17 protein-coding genes are annotated in these 19,204 nt (G+C 60.9%); 5 read left to right on the top strand and 12 right to left on the bottom strand.

From position 1 onward, the window contains the following. The first annotated feature begins 156 nt into the window (after positions 1 to 156). The 4 genes from D6858_RS06800 to D6858_RS06785 all read left to right on the top strand — a co-directional run bounded on the left by D6858_RS06800 (position 157) and on the right by D6858_RS06785 (position 8,312). Positions 157 to 3,009: an ATP-binding protein gene (locus D6858_RS06800; RefSeq protein ID WP_165859653.1), complete on the top strand. Its 2,853-nt coding sequence runs from the start codon at positions 157 to 159 to the stop codon at positions 3,007 to 3,009. After that, positions 3,006 to 3,845, top strand: a complete 840-nt coding sequence (locus tag D6858_RS06795; RefSeq protein WP_010240132.1) for a phosphoadenosine phosphosulfate reductase domain-containing protein — start codon at positions 3,006 to 3,008, stop codon at positions 3,843 to 3,845. Before D6858_RS06800 ends, D6858_RS06795 begins: the two co-directional genes overlap by 4 nt. A gap of 136 nt (positions 3,846 to 3,981) precedes the next feature. Next, the gene (locus tag D6858_RS06790; protein WP_120108498.1) at positions 3,982 to 6,402 is read left to right on the top strand and encodes a sensor histidine kinase; all 2,421 of its coding nucleotides are present in this window, start codon (positions 3,982 to 3,984) and stop codon (positions 6,400 to 6,402) included. Continuing rightward, positions 6,399 to 8,312 (top strand): hypothetical protein, encoded by a 1,914-nt coding sequence (locus D6858_RS06785; protein WP_060703637.1) that lies wholly within the window; start codon positions 6,399 to 6,401, stop codon positions 8,310 to 8,312. The genes D6858_RS06790 and D6858_RS06785 overlap by 4 nt, the downstream gene beginning before the upstream one ends. Before the next feature lie 132 nt (positions 8,313 to 8,444). On the opposite strand, the gene D6858_RS06780 is transcribed toward D6858_RS06785, so the two are convergent. The 6 genes from D6858_RS06780 to D6858_RS06755 all read right to left on the bottom strand — a co-directional run bounded on the left by D6858_RS06780 (position 8,445) and on the right by D6858_RS06755 (position 14,662). Beyond that, complete coding sequence (locus D6858_RS06780) at positions 8,445 to 9,368, bottom strand: HEPN domain-containing protein (RefSeq protein ID WP_010240530.1); 924 nt, start codon at positions 9,366 to 9,368, stop codon at positions 8,445 to 8,447. 134 nt (positions 9,369 to 9,502) lie between these two features. After that, positions 9,503 to 9,973, bottom strand: a complete 471-nt coding sequence (locus D6858_RS06775; protein ID WP_120108496.1) for a CopG family transcriptional regulator — start codon at positions 9,971 to 9,973, stop codon at positions 9,503 to 9,505. Next, positions 9,970 to 11,964: a conjugal transfer protein TraG gene (locus tag D6858_RS06770; RefSeq protein WP_120108493.1), complete on the bottom strand. Its 1,995-nt coding sequence runs from the start codon at positions 11,962 to 11,964 to the stop codon at positions 9,970 to 9,972. The genes D6858_RS06775 and D6858_RS06770 overlap by 4 nt, the downstream gene beginning before the upstream one ends. A gap of 100 nt (positions 11,965 to 12,064) precedes the next feature. Then, positions 12,065 to 12,766: an RES family NAD+ phosphorylase gene (locus D6858_RS06765; protein WP_205664895.1), complete on the bottom strand. Its 702-nt coding sequence runs from the start codon at positions 12,764 to 12,766 to the stop codon at positions 12,065 to 12,067. Beyond that, the gene (locus D6858_RS06760; RefSeq protein WP_047822813.1) at positions 12,753 to 13,184 is read right to left on the bottom strand and encodes an antitoxin Xre-like helix-turn-helix domain-containing protein; all 432 of its coding nucleotides are present in this window, start codon (positions 13,182 to 13,184) and stop codon (positions 12,753 to 12,755) included. Before D6858_RS06760 ends, D6858_RS06765 begins: the two co-directional genes overlap by 14 nt. Before the next feature lie 74 nt (positions 13,185 to 13,258). Beyond that, on the bottom strand, positions 13,259 to 14,662 hold the full coding sequence (locus D6858_RS06755) for a relaxase/mobilization nuclease domain-containing protein (RefSeq protein WP_240623741.1): 1,404 nt from the start codon (positions 14,660 to 14,662) through the stop codon (positions 13,259 to 13,261). 90 nt (positions 14,663 to 14,752) lie between these two features. On the opposite strand from D6858_RS06755, the gene D6858_RS16120 reads away from it, so the two are divergent. Further along, positions 14,753 to 14,890 carry a hypothetical protein gene (locus D6858_RS16120; protein ID WP_240623740.1) on the top strand — a complete coding sequence of 46 codons (138 nt, stop codon included), beginning with the start codon at positions 14,753 to 14,755 and terminating at the stop codon, positions 14,888 to 14,890. Between the two features lie 351 nt (positions 14,891 to 15,241). On the opposite strand, the gene D6858_RS06750 is transcribed toward D6858_RS16120, so the two are convergent. The 6 genes from D6858_RS06750 to D6858_RS06725 form a co-directional block, all read right to left on the bottom strand. Next, complete coding sequence (locus D6858_RS06750; protein WP_476718449.1) at positions 15,242 to 15,922, bottom strand: lytic transglycosylase domain-containing protein; 681 nt, start codon at positions 15,920 to 15,922, stop codon at positions 15,242 to 15,244. 4 nt (positions 15,923 to 15,926) lie between these two features. After that, positions 15,927 to 16,259 (bottom strand): DUF736 domain-containing protein, encoded by a 333-nt coding sequence (locus D6858_RS06745; RefSeq protein WP_120108488.1) that lies wholly within the window; start codon positions 16,257 to 16,259, stop codon positions 15,927 to 15,929. Next, on the bottom strand, positions 16,256 to 16,837 hold the full coding sequence (locus D6858_RS06740; RefSeq protein WP_047822804.1) for a S26 family signal peptidase: 582 nt from the start codon (positions 16,835 to 16,837) through the stop codon (positions 16,256 to 16,258). The genes D6858_RS06745 and D6858_RS06740 overlap by 4 nt, the downstream gene beginning before the upstream one ends. Further along, positions 16,834 to 17,361 (bottom strand): DUF2840 domain-containing protein, encoded by a 528-nt coding sequence (locus D6858_RS06735; RefSeq protein WP_420823826.1) that lies wholly within the window; start codon positions 17,359 to 17,361, stop codon positions 16,834 to 16,836. Before D6858_RS06735 ends, D6858_RS06740 begins: the two co-directional genes overlap by 4 nt. A gap of 161 nt (positions 17,362 to 17,522) precedes the next feature. Beyond that, the gene (locus D6858_RS06730) at positions 17,523 to 18,404 is read right to left on the bottom strand and encodes a replication initiator protein A (protein WP_120108485.1); all 882 of its coding nucleotides are present in this window, start codon (positions 18,402 to 18,404) and stop codon (positions 17,523 to 17,525) included. A 9-nt stretch (positions 18,405 to 18,413) separates the two neighbouring features. Then, positions 18,414 to 18,686 (bottom strand): helix-turn-helix transcriptional regulator, encoded by a 273-nt coding sequence (locus tag D6858_RS06725; protein WP_010240237.1) that lies wholly within the window; start codon positions 18,684 to 18,686, stop codon positions 18,414 to 18,416. Positions 18,687 to 19,204: the final 518 nt, after the last annotated feature.

Below are 19,204 nucleotides of genomic sequence, written 5' to 3'. Positions count from 1 at the left end.
GGCGATCCGGTGGCCGACCTGCGCGAAGCGCTCGCATCAGCAATCGCTGGCGAGCCGGGCCACGCGCGGACCAAGCGGTCCAAGATGGAAGCTGCTGACGGGCGCGATATCGTCGAGCGGCTGCAGCGCGAGGTTGAAGCGCGTCCCAAGGGCGGAGTGCTCGTCATTGTCGATGAGCTGGGCAAATATCTGGAAGGTGCTGCCGACCACGCCATCGACATCCATTTCTTCCAGGATCTCGCAGAGGCCGCCAATCGCAGCGAGGGAAGGCTTATCGTCGTGGGCGTACTGCACCAGGCTTTCGAGCGCTATGCGGATCGTCTTGGCCAGAGCGTCCAGGACGAATGGCGCAAGGTTCAGGGCCGCTTTGCGGATGTCCCGATCATTACGGCGGTCGACGAGGTGATCGAATTGGTCGGGCGTGCCGTCACGACAGAGCGTTCGCACCCTCAGTCGCATCCGATTGCCGCTATTGTTGCCAGCGAGATTGCCGAACGGCGACCAGGTGTGCCCAAGGATCTTGCGGAGAGGCTCGACGATTGCTGGCCTCTCAACCCTGCGGCGGCAGCGCTGCTTGGACCGATCACCCGGCGGCGCTTCAGCCAGAACGAACGCAGCCTGTTCGGTTTTCTTGCCTCGGCCGAACCCAACGGCTTCGCCGAATTCCTCCAGCGCACGACCCTCGCTTCGGGAAAAACCTTCAGACCGGCAGAACTTTGGGATTATCTGCAGGTCAATCTGGAGCCCGCGATCATGGCTTCGCCCGACGGCCATCGCTGGGCACAGGCCGCAGAAGCGATAGCGAGGGCGGGCCGCGACGGCACCCACCTGCGCTTGCAGATCGCGAAGACCGTAGCGGTCATCGATCTGTTCAGCAATGGATCGGGACTGGCAGCCTCGCCCCGGACAATCGCGGCAAGCCTCGGTCATTCCGATGCCGACGTCGAAGATCAGCTTGCCGGTCTCGTCAAGATTTCGGCGCTTGTCTACCGTCGTCATCTGGGCGCCTATGCAATCTATGCCGGCAGCGATTTCGACATCGAGGGCGAAATCGAGGCCCGCATCGCCGAACGCGGGCGGCTCGAGATAGCGTCGCTGAACGATCTCGCCTCGCTGCAGCCGATTCTGGCCAAGCGGCATTACGCCGAATATGGCACGCCGCGCTGGTTCGACGCACAAATCGGCGAACTGGCGCCGCAAGGGCTTGGTCCGAAAGACGTTCGGGTTAGCGCCGGGGCTGCTGGCAAGTTCCTGCTGCTTCTGCCTGGGATCGACGTCGATCCCGACCAAGCGGAGGCGAGCCTGATCGAAGTCTCGCGCACGGAGCATCGGCACGGTCTGCCCGTAATTGTCGGTCTTGCATCGAACAGTGCGGACATTCGCAAAACAGCGATCGAGCTCGAAGCCGCGCGCGACGTGCGCAACGAAAGCCCCGAACTGGCCGGAGATGCAGCCGCCAGGCGCGAGATCGATGCCCGCATTGCCCATTTGTCCGCGCAGCTGGAAGGTCTCTTGAGAGACGGTTTCGAGCGCGCGCACTGGTTCGACACGGGTAAACCGCTCGATTTGCACTCGCTTTCCTACGGCCTGTCGCAGGCAGCGAGCGATATCGCCCGGCGGACTTTCCGGCAGGCTCCGATCGTGCATTCCGAACTCATCAATCGTCGGCGGCCGTCGAGCAATTCCAATGCGGCGCTGCGAGCCCTGCTGCATGCTATCGTAGTAGGCCGCGGCGAGCAGAACTTCGGGATCACGGGCTATCCGGCCGAAAAGGGCCTAGCGGTTACCGTTCTGGAACGCGCGGGTCTCTATGTCCGGCAAGGCGAGCGGTGGGACTTCGTTCCGCCCAGCGAAACCAGCACGTTCGCCCCTCTCTGGTCGCTAACCGATGGCCTGCTCGAAGCCGGCGAGCAGGTTGGTGTTGCCGACATCTACCGGGCTTGGGGCGAGCCGCCTTACGGCGTGCAGCAAGGCGTGATGCCCCTATTGCTCGTGACCTATCTTTTCTCGCGCCGTCACAGCACTGCGATCTATGCGAAAGAGGCCTTCCAGCCGGCCATATCCGATCTGGTCATGGATCTTCTGCTGCAGGACCCCGACCATATTGCGCTGAGATCGGTTCCGACCGATGCCGCGAATGCGGTCGCGCTGAAGGAGTTTGCAGCCGTCGCGAGCGAATTCGTCGAAGAGGCGCCGTCGGAGGAGCCGCTCGATATAGCACAGGCGCTCGTGCAGTTTGCGTACAGCCTTCCCAACTGGTCGCGTAAGGCGCAAGCCACGCTCTCCAAGCAAGCAATCGATGTGCGTCGCTTGTTGCTAGATGCGGACGATCCCTACCAGCTCCTCTTCGTCGACATCCCCGAAGCGCTCGAGGCTTCGGGCGAAGGCACCGCACCTGCGCTGCGCACGGTCCTGAGCGAACTTGATCACGCTTACCCAGACATGATCGAGGATCTGAAAACCCGGATGCTGGAGGGCCTGAAACACCGCGATGCAGGAAATCTCTCCGAGTTGGTGGAACGAGCCAAGCGAATAGCGGGGCATGGCGGAGACGACCTCAAGCTCCGGGGCTTCATCACCAGGTTGGCCAAGTTCGACGGGTCGACGCAAAACATGGCGGACATTTGCGGTCTCGTGATGGGCAACCCGGTGACGACGTGGCACGATCTCGAGCCAAGCCGCGCGGCGATGCAGCTTTCGGAATATGCCTACAGGTTTCGCCGCGTGGAACTGTTCGGCGACAGTGACCAGCAACCGACCCAGACCGCGGTCATGGTAATGGCAGGTGTCGGGTCGACCGAGCGAAGCGTCGTGCGCAGGGCACAGATTGCAACCGAGGCGCAGAAGCGCCTCGAGCCACTCCTCGACGAGATCGGCAAGACTCTCGACGCCGCCCGGCTCGAGCCCGATATGGTGCTCGCCGTGATAGCGGAGCTCGCACAGCGTCATATCGAGGACGACGGTGAGCGCGATGTCACTGTGCCCATCAGCGCGGAGAAGGAAGCGTGACCGGCGAGGCGATGCATGTTCTGGGTCTGTCCGGCGGACGAGACAGCGCTGCCCTCGCGGTCTGGATGCGCGATCACCGTCCGGACATCGATGTGCGGTATTTCTTCACTGACACCGGCAAGGAGCTACCCGAGGTCTACGATTATCTCGGCCGCCTTGAGGGCTTCCTTGGCAAGACCATTGAAATGCTCAACCCTGGTCGGGATTTCGATTTTTGGCTAGCCGAATACGGCCACTTCCTGCCTTCCCCGCGTACCCGCTGGTGCACGCGGCAGCTCAAGATTCAGCCGTTCCAGAAGTGGCTCAAACCGCATCTCGACGCAGGCGTGGAGGTGCATTCCTATGTCGCGATCCGGGCCGACGAGCCGAGCCGCTCGGGAATGATCGCAACCCACCCCAACATGCACGTCCATTTCCCATTGAGGGAGGCCGGCCTCGACAAGGCTTCGGTCATCGGCCTGCTGGAAAACTCCGGGCTTGGCCTACCGGATTACTATCGCTGGCGCTCTCGCAGCGGTTGCACATTCTGCTTTTACCAGCAGAAGATCGAATGGGTGCGGCTGATGCGCGAGCACCCAGACGCCTTCGAGGAAGCCAAGCGTTACGAGAAATCAGCCATCGAGCACGGTTCACCGTTCACCTGGACCCAGAACGAAAGTCTCGAAGAACTGGCGCGGCCGGAGCGGGTTGCCGAGATCGAGCGCAATCATGAAGAGCGCAAGGCACAGGCGCTCGCTCGCAGAATGCCAAATTCGCTGAGAGCACGGATCACCGATAGGACGGTGGAACAGATGCTTGCGGACGAGGACAGCGGCTGTCTCGTCTGTCACAAATGACGAAGCCTACAAATATCGAGGCTCAAGTTTGCAGTCTATGATGTCGACAAATCAACTTTCCTTGGTTCCGGGGGCATGCTTGAGATGCCAAAATTAGAATACTGTCATTTTACCATTTCCGTTCTATGTGCCCGTGATGTTTAAGGTTTCGGCCCGCACCGTTCTTGAGCTCGGCTCAGAGCTCATCAGCTCCGACGCGATCGCATTCTATGAGCTTATCAAGAACGGTGTTGACGCAGGGACGAAGGACGGCGTCACGATCAAATTCAAGGTTGTCCTCGCCCGCAGGGACTATCTCGAGTTGCGCCATACCGTGAACCGCCTGCGAAATATGCCCGACAATGGCAATCATGCGGAAGATGAGTTCGATTTCGAGGAAGCGCTTGCCGAACTGCTCGATGAAACCCGTGCCCGCCTCTTCAGCGATGCAGGCAAGCTTTACGATAGGGCGATCGAATTTCTCGAGGATATCGACGATCTCGACGAATACGATGCTGCGCTAGAAGAGATTGATGCGCTCAACCAGGTAACGGTTTCTGACACCGGGTCGGGCATGTCCTTGGAACAGCTCGAAACCGTGTTTCTGGTTCTCGGAACCAAATCGCGCAAAGAAGAAGTCGACACTGCGTTTGAAGACGGTGTCAGCGAAGCTCCGTATTTGGGCGAGAAAGGCATAGGCCGGCTCTCCGCAATGCGTCTTGGCGACCGGCTGACAGTTCGAACCGCCCGTGAAGAAGACGAGACCTTCAACATCTTGGACATCGATTGGACCGACTTCGAAGATCCGCAAAAGATGATCGAGGATGTCACGATCGAACCGCGCGTGGGCGGAGAGAAGCCGCAACCGGACTCCAGCGGGACTGACATTCGCGTCCGCAGGCTAAAGGCCAATTGGGATCGCAACCGTGTTGAACGGCTTGCCGTTGATGATTTTTCGTTGCTTGCCAACCCGATTGGAAAGCCCAAACGCCACCGCATTGCCATATTCTGGAACGGCGAGCGCATCAATTTTGCCCGGCTTGACAAAAATTTCCTTTCTCATGCCCACGCGACCCTCAAGGGTGAGTATAAGATCCGGGACGGCTCTCCCGAACTCACGCTGCGAATGGAGCTCGTCAATCTTGGGTTCGAGCATCCCGTCGAGCACCAGATCGAGACATTGAAATTCGACGATTTGCTCGCCGCACTGGTCGGCCTGCGTCAAAAACGCAGCCGGGAAAACAAGCGTGATGTAAACGCAGCCGCACTGACTGACGTGGGACCTTTCAATTTCGAACTCTATTGGTTCAATCGCGCAACGCTGCGAAAGGGCCGGAGTACAGGCGATTACCAGGCTTTGCGCAAATTGCTCGACCAATGGATGGGAGTGCGGCTCTATCGCGACGGGTTCAGGGTCTATCCCTATGGTACCGAAGATGATGACTGGCTCGAACTCGATCGCACAGCTCTGCGCGCCAAGGGCTATGCGCTCAATCGGATTCAGTTTGTCGGACAGGTAGATATTGGCCGCTTCAGCAATCCGCATCTAATCGACCAAACCAACCGAGAGGGTTTGCGGCACACCCCAGAAGAAGCGGTTCTCAAAGAGGCGATACAGCTCGCTGTCGACAGGCTACGCGACGAAATGAAGCGCGTCGAAAACGCTTTCAAGAAGAACAAGCCGAGAGTGCCGACGGACCCGACCCGTACGAAAGCCCTCGAACAGCGGATGAAGAAAGCAATTCGCGCGCTCGCCAGATCGGCCGATGAAGACCAGCGAGAGATCGTCGCCGAGTTTGAAGAGATGCGTGAAGAATTTTCCCGGTATGCCGCAGAAGCGCGGGAACGGATTCTCGAGCTCGAGCAGGATACCGATCAGATGGTCGCGATGGCCGGCGTAGGTCTGATGGTCGAGGTCGTTGCCCACGAATTGGCTCGATCCGCCGAGGATGCGCTCGACACGCTAAACAAGCTTCAGCGTAAAAACGTACCGGAAGAGGTACGAAGCAGGTTGGAAAGTCTGCGCGCGTCGATGAAAGCGATAAGCAAGCGGCTTCGTATTCTCGACCCGCTCAGCGTGAGTGGCCGACAACGCAAGGAGGCGTTCGAACTTGACGAGCTTGTCCGCGACCTCCTCAGTGCCCACGAAGCGCAGTTCGACCGACACCATGTCAAACTTGAAACGCATTTCCCCGATCGTCCGGTTGCGCTGAAAGCCGTCAAAGGCATGGTCGCACAGGTTATTGAAAACCTCGTTTCCAATTCTGTCTACTGGATGGATATTGAGCGCGAACGCAAACTGGGCTTCAAGCCGCTGCTCACGATAGCGGTGGAGGACAATCCACCGCGGGTACGGGTAACCGATAATGGGCCCGGTATATCGCCCGAATACGCCGAGCGGGTTTTCGACCTGTTTTTCTCGCTGAAGGACAAGAGCCGACGGCGCGGACTCGGGCTGTTCATTGCCCGCGAGGCAGCGGAGCACAATGGCGGCGCGCTTGTCATCGACACCGAAATTGTAAACCGCGAGGGACGATACACCACGTTCGATTATCGCGTCATCGGGAGCGATGAATGACGGACAAGGAAATCATCGCCGCGGCGGGCATAAAGTCCGCGCTCATTGTCGATGATGGCTATGACCTAGTACCGCGCGCGAGCGAGCTTGCAGATGTAGACTGGGATATCTTTTTCGACGACGCCATTGGCGACGCGCTCGAGCGCTTGGAAGCCGTTTTCCCGGGCTTTGACCCCGATGAGAGAGCCGATCTTCGCGGTGATGACGCCTTCATTCAAGCGCTGTGGGAACACCGTGGAGTTCTTGACGATCTGGTTCGCGACCTGTTCGCCGACTATGTCGCGAAGAGCCTGCGAGACATCAAAGCTCTCGGTGAGATCGAAGAAATACTGACCGATCTCGGGATTGCGTTCACCAAAGCAGGACGCGACTTTGTCAAAGCTGCCGAGCAGGTCGACCTCATCATCATCGACCTTTTTCTTGGTGCCGCCCAGTCGGACGAAGACAGGCAAACGACTGTAGCCGGCCTGAAAAAAGTGATCGACGGCCGTGACGCCCCCCCCGCAGTTGTTCTGATGTCGCAGATCAGCCTCACAGAAGAGGCACCCGGGCTTCGCGACGAGGTCGAGCTCCACGCATCCGGTTTCCGCAGCATCCAGAAAAAGGTAATCAAGAAGGGCGCTCGAATGCGGCGCATCATCGCAACCTTGGCGACGCACCGTGAAGATAGTCTCTTGCTGGCGGAATTCACTAATAAGTGGAAGACCGGCGCATCTGACGCGGTCGAACGTGCGGGACGAGAATTGCGAAGAATCGATATCGACGACCTGCATCATATCAAATCGCTGCTTTTATCAGCCGAAGGACTGCTGCCATCAAGCTATATGGTCAGCGTTCTCGACCGCGTCCTTCAATATGAAATCGAAGCCGACAAGGAAATCCTGTCCGGAGCCGAGGCGCTAGACAAAATAAGCGACAAGCCGGCTCCTTTGACGATCGCTAAGGGAAAGGACAGTTTCCGCCTCATCGAGCGGACGGTCTTCGCTAATCCCGAGCGGCGCAAGCGAGACAATGGCTCGGTCTGGCCACTCACATTTGGTGACATTCTCATGTCCCGGCTCCAGGGATCGGTCAGCAAGGCCAGCATTTTCAAAGGCGACCCAAACAGGGTGTTTTTCGTTGCCTCGCCGGAATGTGATCTGCTGCGTGGCAAAAACCTCCACGCAGCACTGCTTATCGGAGGTACCCTAGAACCGCTCGCTATGACGGAGCCACTTTTTGGCGAAGACAAGACGACGCCAATCATCACACGCGGGAAGAAGCGCTATCAGATCAGATGGGACTTCGGATTTCCAGCTACAATTACGCTCCAACGCGCGAAAAATCACTTGGCGTCGGACGGGTCTGCAAAGATTGCGGAAACTTTAAGGGACGTTAGCGCCCTCAATCTGCGGCAACAATATCTCGATCACATCGGACGCGTGGGAATGATGGCCCTGCCTCCTCGTACTTTCAACATAACCGTGCAATGCGCCTATCCGACAAAAAATGGCGACCTCGTAGTAATCAAGATCGGTAGCAAATCCGATCTGACAGGTGTGATGCATATCGATCAGCGCACGAAGACCGCACGCATCGCCTTCGACCAGACGCAGGAAGACGATTTTGCCGATGCGATCTTGGGTATCGACCTCGGTGATGTCGCCACCAATAGTCGATCCGAAATAGAGGCGCTCCAGCAGCAAACCCAGCTTCAGCAGTTGTTCCGCACAGGCTTCCAGAATCTAAAATATCCACTTAAACCCAGCCAAGCGGCCCAACTAATCGCTCCTTCCAGAAGCGTGGGCAACGATGCGAGCCAGAAAAATAAGCCGATTGGCAAGCTATTTGATGGCGAGAGCTCGCATCCTTCGGCCAGTGTGCTGCAGAATTCTGGTTTCGCTTTCACACTACTTTCCGAGCACGACTAGGCCTCTTTTAGAACTTCGCCCTGTGATGAGCGTCTCTCCTCGCGATCGAAAACAATATTCAGCTAGGTCCGAAGTAGGCGCGCAACGCAGACATCTGCTACAGTGCGATCGGACCCGACAGGCGAGCATCGATTAGGGGTTTATTTCATTACTGAGCTTTTTGAGACCGTCTGAGCATATCTCGTGCACGACCCGGCCAAGCTCCTCAACCTGCTCTCCGAGCCATTCGAGCTCTTCGCTGGTGATGCGGTAATGCTTTGAGTATCTAGCCTTGACGTACGCTTCCTTCAGCTTCTCAAAGCGCGCACGATCGCGGCGCGTGTCGCGCGGCCAGACATAGGTCAGGCGTGGGTCGATTCGCTCCGCCTGGGTGCGGAGAAAACCCAGATTATGTACATGCGGTGTATAGAACGTGCAGACCAACAGCACGCAATGGTATAGAAATTCGGCCGATTGATGCATGTCGAATGCTGCGGGTTTTAGGAATCCTCGCTCCCGGCCCACCTTTGATAGCTCATACCGTTGCATCGCTGTCGGGAACCACTCGTCGAAATACTCCTGCGCCATTGCCAGCGCCTCACCGGCAGTCTTGGGCTTCGGCGTGTGGAGCTCGGTGTCGTCGGATTGGTAAAGCGCGATCCCGTCCTTCGCGACATCCATGAAGAAATAGCGTCCGTGCGCGAGACCGTCGTTCACCTCCTGCAGCGTATGGACGATGAAATTGACCGGCGTCTTGAGCGATTTGGTCACGCCGTACTCGCGCATCAGCCGGTCATCGAGCTTCGACCAGTACTTGACCCGGTCGACCAGCCGCTTGTCGTTGACGATGATGAGCAGATCGTAGTCCGACTGGTAGCCCTTGGCCGTATGCGGCTCGTCGACCCAAGTGCCGCGGGCATAGCTGCCGTAGAGAATGACCTTGAGAATGCGACCGGCCTTCTTCCACTCGTGCTTCGCCAGCGCAAAGGCATCATCGAATTCTTCGAAGATCAGCTGCACCACGCGCTCAAGTTCCCGTTGCTTTTGCGGAGGCAGATGATCGAGTTCGGTGCGCATTACTGGACCTTTAGCAAGCACTTGGAATGGTTGCACCCTCGCATTCCTGCAGGTGCGCCGGCGCATGAAAGAAAGCGTTCCTCTGCTCTATTCATGTGTGTTTCCTGCCGGACTATCGAAGGTCTTTGTCAGGGCTACGCCGGAGGCTCAGGGCCGTCTCCGTCCGGATTTTCAATCTCACCCAGCCTTGGTTCCGAAGCCGCGCGAATGAGATCGTCAGCGAGATGCCTGCCCGTTTCCATGCGCCGCGCGAGCGCTTCGACGAAGAAGTCGAACCGCTTTTCTGCATCGGCACGCGCGGCAGCACTGGTCTCGGCCGGGATTGCCGGGGTCACCGCCAGCCATCGCCTGAGATAGAGCGCGAAGGCCTCATTCCCGACCTCGATATGATAGTCGAGCTTGCCGATCTGACGGGTTATCCGGTCGAGACGGCGGCTGAAGGCCGCCTCCATGCGTTCCGATCCATCGGGTGACAGGAACGAGGCAATGGCGGCCTCCACCACCGAAGCCTGCGAGACGCGCTTGCGGCCGGCATAGTCTGCAAGCTGCTTGGAAAGGGCTGGCGGCAAGCGAAAGGTGTGTTTGATACGGTTGCCCTTGCTCATAGCTCGATCCCGTCGCCGGGATCGAGTGCAGCGCGCCGCGCATTGGCCTGCATCCGCTCGGCGATCCTGCGATTGCGGTTTGCCTGATCCTCGTCGCTACGGTCGTCAAACTCAAATTCGTTGGGAATTGCCATGGGCGGCGGCGCCACATCCTCGTATTCCGGCAAGTCGGGCGATTGGCGGATCCCGCCATCGGACTGGCGATCATCAACCTCGTACTCTTCAGACGCGGTCAGTGATTTCTCCGATTGCGAAGGCGCGGTCACATGTCTCCCGCGCCATTCGCCCTCGTCCGGCGCGAACTCCGACTTTTGGACCGTTGGTGGACGCTCTACCCGTTTGCTGAGCCGGGGATCGCGGTAGTAGCGCGCTTTCCTGGCACGGATCGGATGCACCCCTGCGAGCATCACAATTTCGTCGGTGTCGGGAAGCTGCATGATCTCGCCTTGGGTCAGTAGAGCGCGCGCCGTCTCCGAGCGTGAGACCATCAAGTGGCCGAGCCAGGGCGAGAGTCGATGTCCGGCATAATTGCGCATTGCCCTGGTCTCGGTCGCGGTTCCGAGCGATTCCGAAACGCGCTTGGCAGTGCGCTCGTCATTGGTCGCGAAGCACACCCGCACATGGCAATTGTCGAGAATGGCATTGTTCTGTCCGTACGCCTTCTCGATTTGGTTCAATGACTGGGCGATCAGGAACGCCTTGATGCCGTAGCCCGCCATGAAGGCGAGCGCGCTTTCGAAGAAATCGAGCCTACCCAAAGCCGGGAACTCGTCGAGCATAAGGAGAAGCCGCTCGCGATCGGCACCTTCCTGCAGGTCCTCGGTCAGGCGTCTTCCGAGCTGGTTGAGGATGAGCCGGATGAGCGGCTTGGTGCGGCTGATGTCGGAGGGCGGGACAACGAGATAGAGCGTGACCGGTCGGCCCTGTGTCACCAAGTCCGCGATGCGCCATTCGCAATGGCGGGTGACCCGGGCGATGACCGGATCGCGGTACAGCCCGAGGAACGACATGGCGGTCGAGAGCACGCCCGAGCGTTCGTTCTCCGACTTGTTGAGCAATTCGCGGGCCGCGCTCGCGACAACCGGATGGATGCCGTCTTCCCCCAGATGCGGCGTGTGCATCATGGCGGTCAATGTCGCCTCGATCGATCGGCGCGGATCGGAGAGGAAGTTCGCCACCCCGGCAAGCGTCTTGTCAGGCTCGGCATAAAGCACATGCAGAATAGCCCCGACGAGAAGCGCATGGCTGGTCTTTTCCCAGTGATTGCGCCGTTCGAGCGAGCCTTCGGGATCGACCAGCACATCGGCAATGTTCTGGACGTCGCGCACCTCGTTGATGCCGCGCCGCACTTCCATCAGCGGATTATAGGCTGCCGACGCTTCATTGGTCGGATCGAACAGAAGCGTGCGGCTGAAGCTGGACCGGAAACCAGCGGTCAGCTCCCAGTTCTCGCCCTTGATGTCATGGACGATCGCCGAGTGCGGCCAGGTCAGCAGCGTCGGCACGACAAGGCCGACCCCCTTGCCGCTGCGCGTCGGTGCGAAACAGAGCACATGTTCTGGCCCGTCGTGGCGAAGATAGAGATTGGCATGCTGGCCGATAATGACGCCCTTGCCTGCCAGAAGGCCCGCGCTTGAAATTTCGGAACGGGTCGCCCAGCGCGCCGAGCCATAGGTCGCGCTGTTCCTGATCTCTCGGGCGCGCCAGACCGACATGCCGATCGCGACCGCCACCGACACGAGACCGCCCGATGCGGCGATCATTCCGCCGGTCTCGAAGATGCGCGGCGCATAGGCTTCGTAGCTGAACCACCACCAAAAGATGGCATAAGGCGGATAGACAAGCGCTCCGGAGATACTGAACCAGGGCGCGCCCAGCTGCGCCTGATAGCCAAGCGCGTGCGCCGTCCACTGGGTGCCCGCCCACACACCTGCGAGCGTTAGGGTGAAGACGACGAGTATCTGACCCCACAATATCCGGGTTGCCGACAAGGCTGGCTCCTTTCGTGAAGGACAGCACGGCGGCTTTGCATTACATATTCAAGTCGGAAGCTGCGTGATCGCAGGTTGGCGTAGCAAAAGCGGCGTACGGCTAGATTGCTTCCCGACTATAGTCCGGGTTGCCGGACCAGGTCAGGCGGTACATCGCCCCTTGCGCGACCGATTGCACGACGTTGGGCCACAGGGCCGCGATGCAAGTCCCATCCGCATGGCGCACAGAGGGATAGATAATGCCGTTATGACCGGCGGCGCGTGCCTGCGCCGCTAGAGCATTGCCGACAGGATAGACTTTCGTCTTGTCCGGATCGAGGGCCGGGTGTCCGGGCTGCTCGCGCAGATCGATAAAGACGCCCGCCATGCTGGCGATCATCTCGCCATATTCGACAACGGCATCGAAATCGCCGGCATCGGCGAGCGCCTGTGTCAGGTGATGGCCGACCTCGGCAATACAGGTCTCGACATCGAGCGCGGCATACCATGCGCCGCGGTTCGCGGGGTTGAAGCGATTGGGCTCGCGCGGTTTGGCGTAGGCAAAGCTCGCATTGATGAACCTGGCATGCGGCACGCCGTGAACCAGTTCGTCGGCTGTCAGCCCGCCAAACCCGCGCTCTTCGGCGATCAGGCGCGAACTCGTCGCCCCCTCGATTTCAGCGAGCAGCGCAAGCTCGGCATCACTGTCGGCAAGTGGAGCCATGACCGCTTCGCGCAAGCGCGCGCTGGAAACGAGCCGGACAGTCCGCTCGAACGCTTCGCGGATCTGCGGCGGCTCGCCTGCCTCCTCAGAGCCCGCCACGAAGCGCGTCGATATATTGTCTGGTCTCCAGCATGCGCGGAATGCCGCCTTCGATCATCGCCCCGATGGGCGAGCGGCGATCAAACAACGGGGCCCTGTTTTCGAGCTTTGGCCAGCGATCGGCCATGTCGTTGGCGAACAGCAGATGCAGTCCCTTGAACAGACCGATCAGCGCCGACGCGCGGGTCAGCTGGTCCTGACCGAGCGAGCCTTCCCAGGTTCCGGCTTTCATCCGGTCCCAGGTGCTTTCGGACACGCCGAGCAGCGCAGCGCCCTCAGCGTTGCTCGCACCCCAGGCCCCAATGAGGCGCAGCACGGCCTTTACCGCAGCGCTGGTGAGGCGGCTGCGATCACCGTCGCTTGCAAAGGTCTGAAGCCCCGGGGGAGCTTCGGCATGCTGAATCGCTGCACTCACCATATCGCATCTCCTGATGCGTTTATAAGCATCATATGGTGCGTTTGTCAAGATTTCCGTTATGATGCCGGTGCTCCTCAAACCGCCGGACCGCGCGAACGCGCAAAGTTCCAGTCGACACCGCCTCGCACATGGACATTGCCAGCGACTTCTTTTCCAAGATGCCGCTCGAGGTCTTGCCTCCAGGGCACGAGCTGGAAACCCACTCCGTCATCGATCATGGCGAAGCGACCCGACGCCAGCGAAATGCGCTCGCGGTAGATGCCGGAAATGTGATCACCTTCCGTTACCGGATTTGCCAGACGACCATGACGCGCAGCCAGCGCTTTACCTGCCGCGTCCAGTTCCTGCTTGCGGAGCGTTCCGAGCAGGTTGCGCACCAAGGTCACGCTCCTACCATGTCGCTTCGCAAGACCTTGATCGACGAGCCAGTCACGGCGCTCGTCAAGAGCCTTCCGGACTTCATTGCCGAAGCCGCCTCCCAGCGACGCGGCTCGTGCCGACAGCAGCTGCCGGTCGAGCCAGGTCGCCCCGCGCGCGTCAATCTGCCGCTCGAGCGGCAGGTCCGAACGCACCAGCAGGCTGCTGCGCCGTCGCCCGTTGCGGTCGGTCCATTCGCCTGTCTCGACGATTGCGCCGGGTGCTGCATCGCTTGTCTGGTCCAGATCGGGAAAACGCAGATAATGCGCACGCCCGTCCACTCCTTCGACGATCGCATAAGCCTCGCCTGTCAGCTCGTTATGGAAACCGCGCTCGACCAACCTGCCGATGACTCGGCGGTTCTCGTCTTCGCCATGCAGCGCGAAGGCTGCAGGGGCAACTTGTACGCCCCGTTCACTCATCGCCTTGTGCAAGGTCTTGATGATGTCGCCGCGCTCGCCAAGCGCGCGCAAGGTCGGTTCGAGATCTGCGGCCAAGGTCCAGCGCGCCGCCCCGATCCGCTCGGCCAATCCCATGCGTTCGAGCGTTCGTGCGCGGCCGATAAGGAATGCGCGGTTGCTGCGGCGTGTCGCATCGACTTCGGGGGACAAATCGACCACGCCGAGATCGTCGCGTTGCTTTTGCAGCCGGCGGTCGAGTGAGGTCCAGCGCTCGGCATCGACCTCGCGGCGAAGCGCTAGCTGAATATCGCGCTCGCTGCGCGGCCCGAGTTCGATAGTGACGCGCTCCTGGGCACGGGCACGCATGCCTTCGCTGATATAAGAGCGATCGATCACCAGATCCCTGCCGTCCGAGGCAACTCCGCGGACCAGAACATGGACGTGCGGGTTATCGGTATTCCAGTGATCGACCGCTACCCAGTCGAGGCTGGTGTCGAGGTCGCTCGCCATATCTTCAAGCAGTTCGCGCGTGAAAGCGCGCAGGTCAGCCATCTCGCTCGCGTCTTCCGGCGACACGATGAAGCGGAAGTGATGCCGGTCGTCTTCGCAGCGCGCGGCGAAGGCATCGCCATCGACCTCATCCGACGAGGCATCGAACATCTGGGCATCCGATCCGTCACGGGTGACGCCGTCGCGTTCGAGATAGGCGATGTGGCGAGCGAGCGGTGCAGAGCGGAAGCGGCTGCCGCCATGACGAACGACGCGCGCCTTGATGATGACCCGCCGCTGGAAAGCATGGGGGCGGCCTCTGAACGCAGCATGTTTGCCGCGCCCCAAGTGACCGGTTCCGCCACCTGCCCGGCCTCGCCCGAGCGGTGTATAGCCTGACCGGCGTGAGGCCTGCAGCACGCGTCCCACCAGCGAACCGGCCTTGCGATAGGCGCGCGCATCGCTGTCTCTCGACCGGCCCGGCCTGATGTCGAATTCGTCGTCAGCCACAGACAAGAAAATCGGAAGACGGCGCTTTCAGCATTGAAAAGCCTAAGGATTCCGATCCAAGCGCCTGCAGGCGTACAGCAGAGACGGCGCATATTCTCCCGCAAAACCAACCACCTGCAGCCCGGCCGACGGCGCTGCTTTTATCTCGCCATCCCTCCCTTCCTTTGGTGCGCAAGCCTCCCGTCCTTCGCCCGCTTTCGCCAGGGAACGCATGGCTGCGCGAAGGTGCGAGGCTCGCTTTCATTGGGAGGAAGCCGTCGAGACGGGCGCGAATAGATCGTGCGCGGCTTGTTCCGGTCGCGCGAAGGGGTTCGCCGCGGGGCCGGGCATAGCCACCTCGTCCAACTCTTTTCGCGCTGCGCCGGGAGGCTGCAAGGCGCCAGCCGGAACATTCCTGGCTTGTAGAGGCGCCGCCGCAAACATGCGCTCGGACTGCAACAGCGGCGCAATCCGGGCGACATAGCGGCGCGTTTCGAGTGGCAGCGAACGCCGTCCGGCAAGCCAGTCTTCGTAGCGTCCCGGACCTGCATTGTATGCAGCGAGGAAGCCTTGCGCGCCGTAGCGATCGTACATTTCGCGCAGGTAAGACGTGCCGGCCAGAATGTTGTCGCGCGGGTCGAACGGGTCTTGCCCGAGGGAGAACCGGGCGCGCTGCCGCGACCAGGTTCCGGGCATGAGCTGCATGAGACCCATCGCTCCTGCTCTGGAAACCGCCCGCACCCGGCCCGCACTTTCGGCGCGGATCACCGCGTAGATCCAGTGCTCGCGAATGCCGAATTGCTGAGATGCTTCGCTGACATGCGCTGCAATCTCGACGCGCTGGGAAGCTCGGACAAACTGCTCCGATTGCGCAAAAACCTGTGCCGGACTCGCCGCCCACATGGTGGCCAGGAGTCCCTGCAGAAGATACAGGCGGAGCACGGAATCAGCCCTTTGCCGGGCGGCGCGCGCCGCGCGACCATATAAGGACATGGTTCTGGTCGTCAGAACTGAACAGATTGGCGCGCAGGGGCCGAGGCAATACCGGATCGTCGATGACGAGCGTGACAAAACTGCCTGCGTTGTCGCCGACATGTTTCCAGCCTGCACCCACCTCGTAGGTTTCCTCGCCTTCACCTGCCATGATGCGATAGTCAGGGGCGTTCTCGGTGTCGCCGGGGTCGGCGGCCACCAGGGTCAGCGGTGCGTCGATGGTCAGGGTTTGCAGCCGCCCTTCAAAGCCGTCGGGTGTGGCTGCAAAAGTGCCGATACAGGTCATTGTGCGTCTCCATCATTTACGTTGGGAATGGGAAAGTCGGCGGGCGAGGCGAGCAGGACATAGTCCCCGTCGCCCGCTTCGTTGGTCCAGACGGGCCGCGCGCGCCCGATGACATCGGCGCGTGCGACCGGGCCGAAATAACGCCCGTCAAAGCTGCCGGGGGCGCGCCTGTTCATCACGAACAGTTCATCCGCAGCGATAGTCCGGCATCCTTTCCAGACGGGCAGTTCGCGTCCAAGGCTGTCGCGCCGACGCGCCGAGCCCGCAGGTGTCCCATTGATCTCGATGAGCAGGTCGCGCCGGCAGACCGTATCCCCGCCAAGCGCCGCAACCTCCTTGATGAGCGGAACGCCCGCAGGAAGATAGCCGCGCGAGGCGAGGTATTTCTGCAGCCTGAAAGCAGGATCGATCGCGACGCGGTCGCCCCTCTGGAGACCGGTCTTTCCGCCGATTGAGTACAGTCCAACCGGCACGCTGGCCGTCACGTTCCAGACCAAAAGTCGCGAGAGCGGGATTGCGATGCTGGCCAGTGTCGCTGCCGCGACCATGCCTGCCAGAAAGGCGGTGCGCCGCCTCATGATTGCAGCTTTCGCCGCCGCAGCCAGTCGCGATGGCGCGCAGGGGAATAGGAACGTACTTGCATGCCCCCTGCCAGCCTGTTGTGGACATGATGCCAGTGGTCGGGAGCTACATCGCAGGGATCGATGCCAATGTCCTCGATCGCATCGATCAGCGCAAAGACCTGGCGAACCTTTGGCCAGCTTCGCACCGAGAGCAGGATTTGCGCGCCAGGATCGACCTGCGGCAGAGTGGTGAACGGCTCGCCGAAACCGGCGGCTTGGGCGATCGTGAGTGTGGAGCCAACGGTCCCGTAGTCGTTCGAAGCCCACCGAACCAAGGCAAAGACCTGTCCCGGAGCATAGCTTTCGATACGCGTCCGGCGATCGAGGATGCGCTCTGCAACGGGCTTGCCGAACCGAAGCCAGTCTTCCTGCACGCCGCCGCGCCACACCAGCGTGACATGCGTAAGTGGCGGATCACCGGAACCTGCCTCGACCGGTTCCGGAGGCGGAAGCGAAGCGCGCGCTGCGCTTTTGCACAGGCGTGGCTGTGTTAGCAGGAATCTGAAAGATTCCTTGTTAGCATTGTTAAGGGCTTCGCAGGCGCCGCGTTTTCGGCGAGTCGCGCAGGCTCCCGGTTCCCGATAGTCCGGGAATAGGGTTCCCGATCGTCCGAACGTCATGGTTCCCGATAGTCCGAACATCACGCACCCTTTTCCACAGGGGGCAGCCCGATACGGCGCCGCGCGGACGCGAAGGGATCGACAGGCGCTGCAACGAACAGGAGCCGCTCGCGGCCGAACTGGTGCTCAAGAGCGAGATTGTAGCCGGGGAGCGACTGGCGGCGAACGATGGCCCGCACTTCGAAAGCGAAACGCTTCAATGGCGAGAGCGCGCCGGACTTCACATGCAGGTGCGAAATGTCGAAACTCCACCCGCCCTTCTGCTTCCCGCCATGCTTGCGTACGATGCGATAGAGCCAGCGCTCAAGACCGCCGGTAAGCGCGAAATAGGCCGGGTCGATGGTCAGGACGAGCGCACGATCGAGCACGCCCTCGTAGAGCCAGTCCGGCACGATCATTTCGATGCCGAGCGCGCGCCCGTTGTCGTCGAGCCGTTCGCGCCATTCGTTGATCCAGGAAAATCGTCGGCGGCGTCGCGCCCCGGCCTGCCGGATGGAGGTGGCAATGCTGGTCGACTGCAAGCGGTCGAGCGCCGCCTTCAGGCGCTCGTAGCCAGACTTTCCGGTTCCGCGCCGGGTGAAGGTAAGGATTTCATGGGGCGTCGCCGCGATAAGGCGCGAGGTGGCTTTGCCGGCATCGCGCGCCTCGACGATCTGGCTCGCTACCCAGATCAGTACATCGGCGTCCCAGATGGTGGCCATGCCATGTTCGGCGGTCGCTTCGACCAGAATGGCGACCTCGCCCATGCGAAAGTCGATCGGCTTCACTCGCTTCGACTTGGCGAGGCTGAAGAAAGGCCAGGCCATCAGATCCTGCGCATCGCGCGCGGCGATGTCGCTGCCCGCGCCGACGAACAGGTCGAGCTGTCCGGCCCCGCCGTCCGATGTCTTCAAGGAGCGCATGGTATCGCCTCAGCGCCGGACCGGACCGGTGTAGCCGTCGATCCGCTTGGCAGGATGAACGACGCCCTTGCCCGGATCGCTGGTCGAACGGCGCAAGCCCTGCTCGGCCCAGGCATCGAGATCTTCGGGCCGATAAACGATGCGGCCGCCGAGCTTGTGGTAGACCGGCCCTGTTCCATAGCATCGGTGCTTTTCGAGCGTGCGCGGCGAAAGCCCCAGATGCACCGCGGCATCCGGGGTGCGCAGGTAGCGGGGACGGACCGGATCGGGAACGGCGGGCATGGGGTTAGCTCCAAGAGGCTCGGGTGGCTGCGGCTAACTGCCGCTGATTGCGGAGGGTGATGGCGCATGCCTTGGCGATGGGGGGAGCGACACGATGCTGCGTTCGGATTTGTCGCCCCTACCGATCATGAGCTCGGCAGCATCGAGGAAGGGCGGCATCCGTGCAGGGCCCGACGCTATTGCGCCGCTCGGCAGACTTTCGGCTGCAATGCCGAAAGGTCCGAAAAAGATGCCGCACCTGCGATAGAGGCAGCGGCCAAGGGCCTGTGGGAAGCAAGGCAAGCGGGGCCTGTCGCGGCCGTAGCTTCCCGCTCGCCCGACCCGCTGCCGGTTCGCAAGTGCGTGCGGGGCCCCGGAACGCATAATGCCGCACCCTCAGGAGCGCATCGCCAGATGCGCGGGACAGAGTGCGTCCCCAGCCCCGCTCGACATATCCCGAAGGCCCGTGGGCCAGGCTGATATTCGGAGAAACGCCGGTTTCTTCTGGATCGACATCTTGACCCTAGCGCTCAGCTACG

Source organism: Tsuneonella suprasediminis (assembly GCF_003605755.1).
Lineage (GTDB): Bacteria > Pseudomonadota > Alphaproteobacteria > Sphingomonadales > Sphingomonadaceae > Tsuneonella > Tsuneonella suprasediminis.
This window is presented reverse-complemented; position numbering and strand designations above follow the sequence as displayed.

Excerpts from the sequence above, each read along its gene's own strand:
- D6858_RS06745 (WP_120108488.1), bottom strand. The coding sequence starts at position 16,259 with ATGACCTGTATCGGCACTTTTGCAGCCACACCCGACGGCTTTGAAGGG.
- D6858_RS06775 (WP_120108496.1), bottom strand. The coding sequence starts at position 9,973 with ATGAGCAAGGGCAACCGTATCAAACACACCTTTCGCTTGCCGCCAGCC.
- D6858_RS06725 (WP_010240237.1), bottom strand. The coding sequence starts at position 18,686 with ATGCCCGCCGTTCCCGATCCGGTCCGTCCCCGCTACCTGCGCACCCCG.
- D6858_RS06785 (WP_060703637.1), top strand. The coding sequence starts at position 6,399 with ATGACGGACAAGGAAATCATCGCCGCGGCGGGCATAAAGTCCGCGCTC.
- D6858_RS06780 (WP_010240530.1), bottom strand. The coding sequence starts at position 9,368 with ATGCGCACCGAACTCGATCATCTGCCTCCGCAAAAGCAACGGGAACTT.
- D6858_RS06760 (WP_047822813.1), bottom strand. The coding sequence starts at position 13,184 with ATGGTGAGTGCAGCGATTCAGCATGCCGAAGCTCCCCCGGGGCTTCAG.
- D6858_RS06730 (WP_120108485.1), bottom strand. The coding sequence starts at position 18,404 with ATGCGCTCCTTGAAGACATCGGACGGCGGGGCCGGACAGCTCGACCTG.
- D6858_RS06740 (WP_047822804.1), bottom strand. The coding sequence starts at position 16,837 with ATGAGGCGGCGCACCGCCTTTCTGGCAGGCATGGTCGCGGCAGCGACA.
- D6858_RS06790 (WP_120108498.1), top strand. The coding sequence starts at position 3,982 with ATGTTTAAGGTTTCGGCCCGCACCGTTCTTGAGCTCGGCTCAGAGCTC.
- D6858_RS16120 (WP_240623740.1), top strand. The coding sequence starts at position 14,753 with ATGACGAACGACGCGCGCCTTGATGATGACCCGCCGCTGGAAAGCATG.
- D6858_RS06755 (WP_240623741.1), bottom strand. The coding sequence starts at position 14,662 with ATGTTCGATGCCTCGTCGGATGAGGTCGATGGCGATGCCTTCGCCGCG.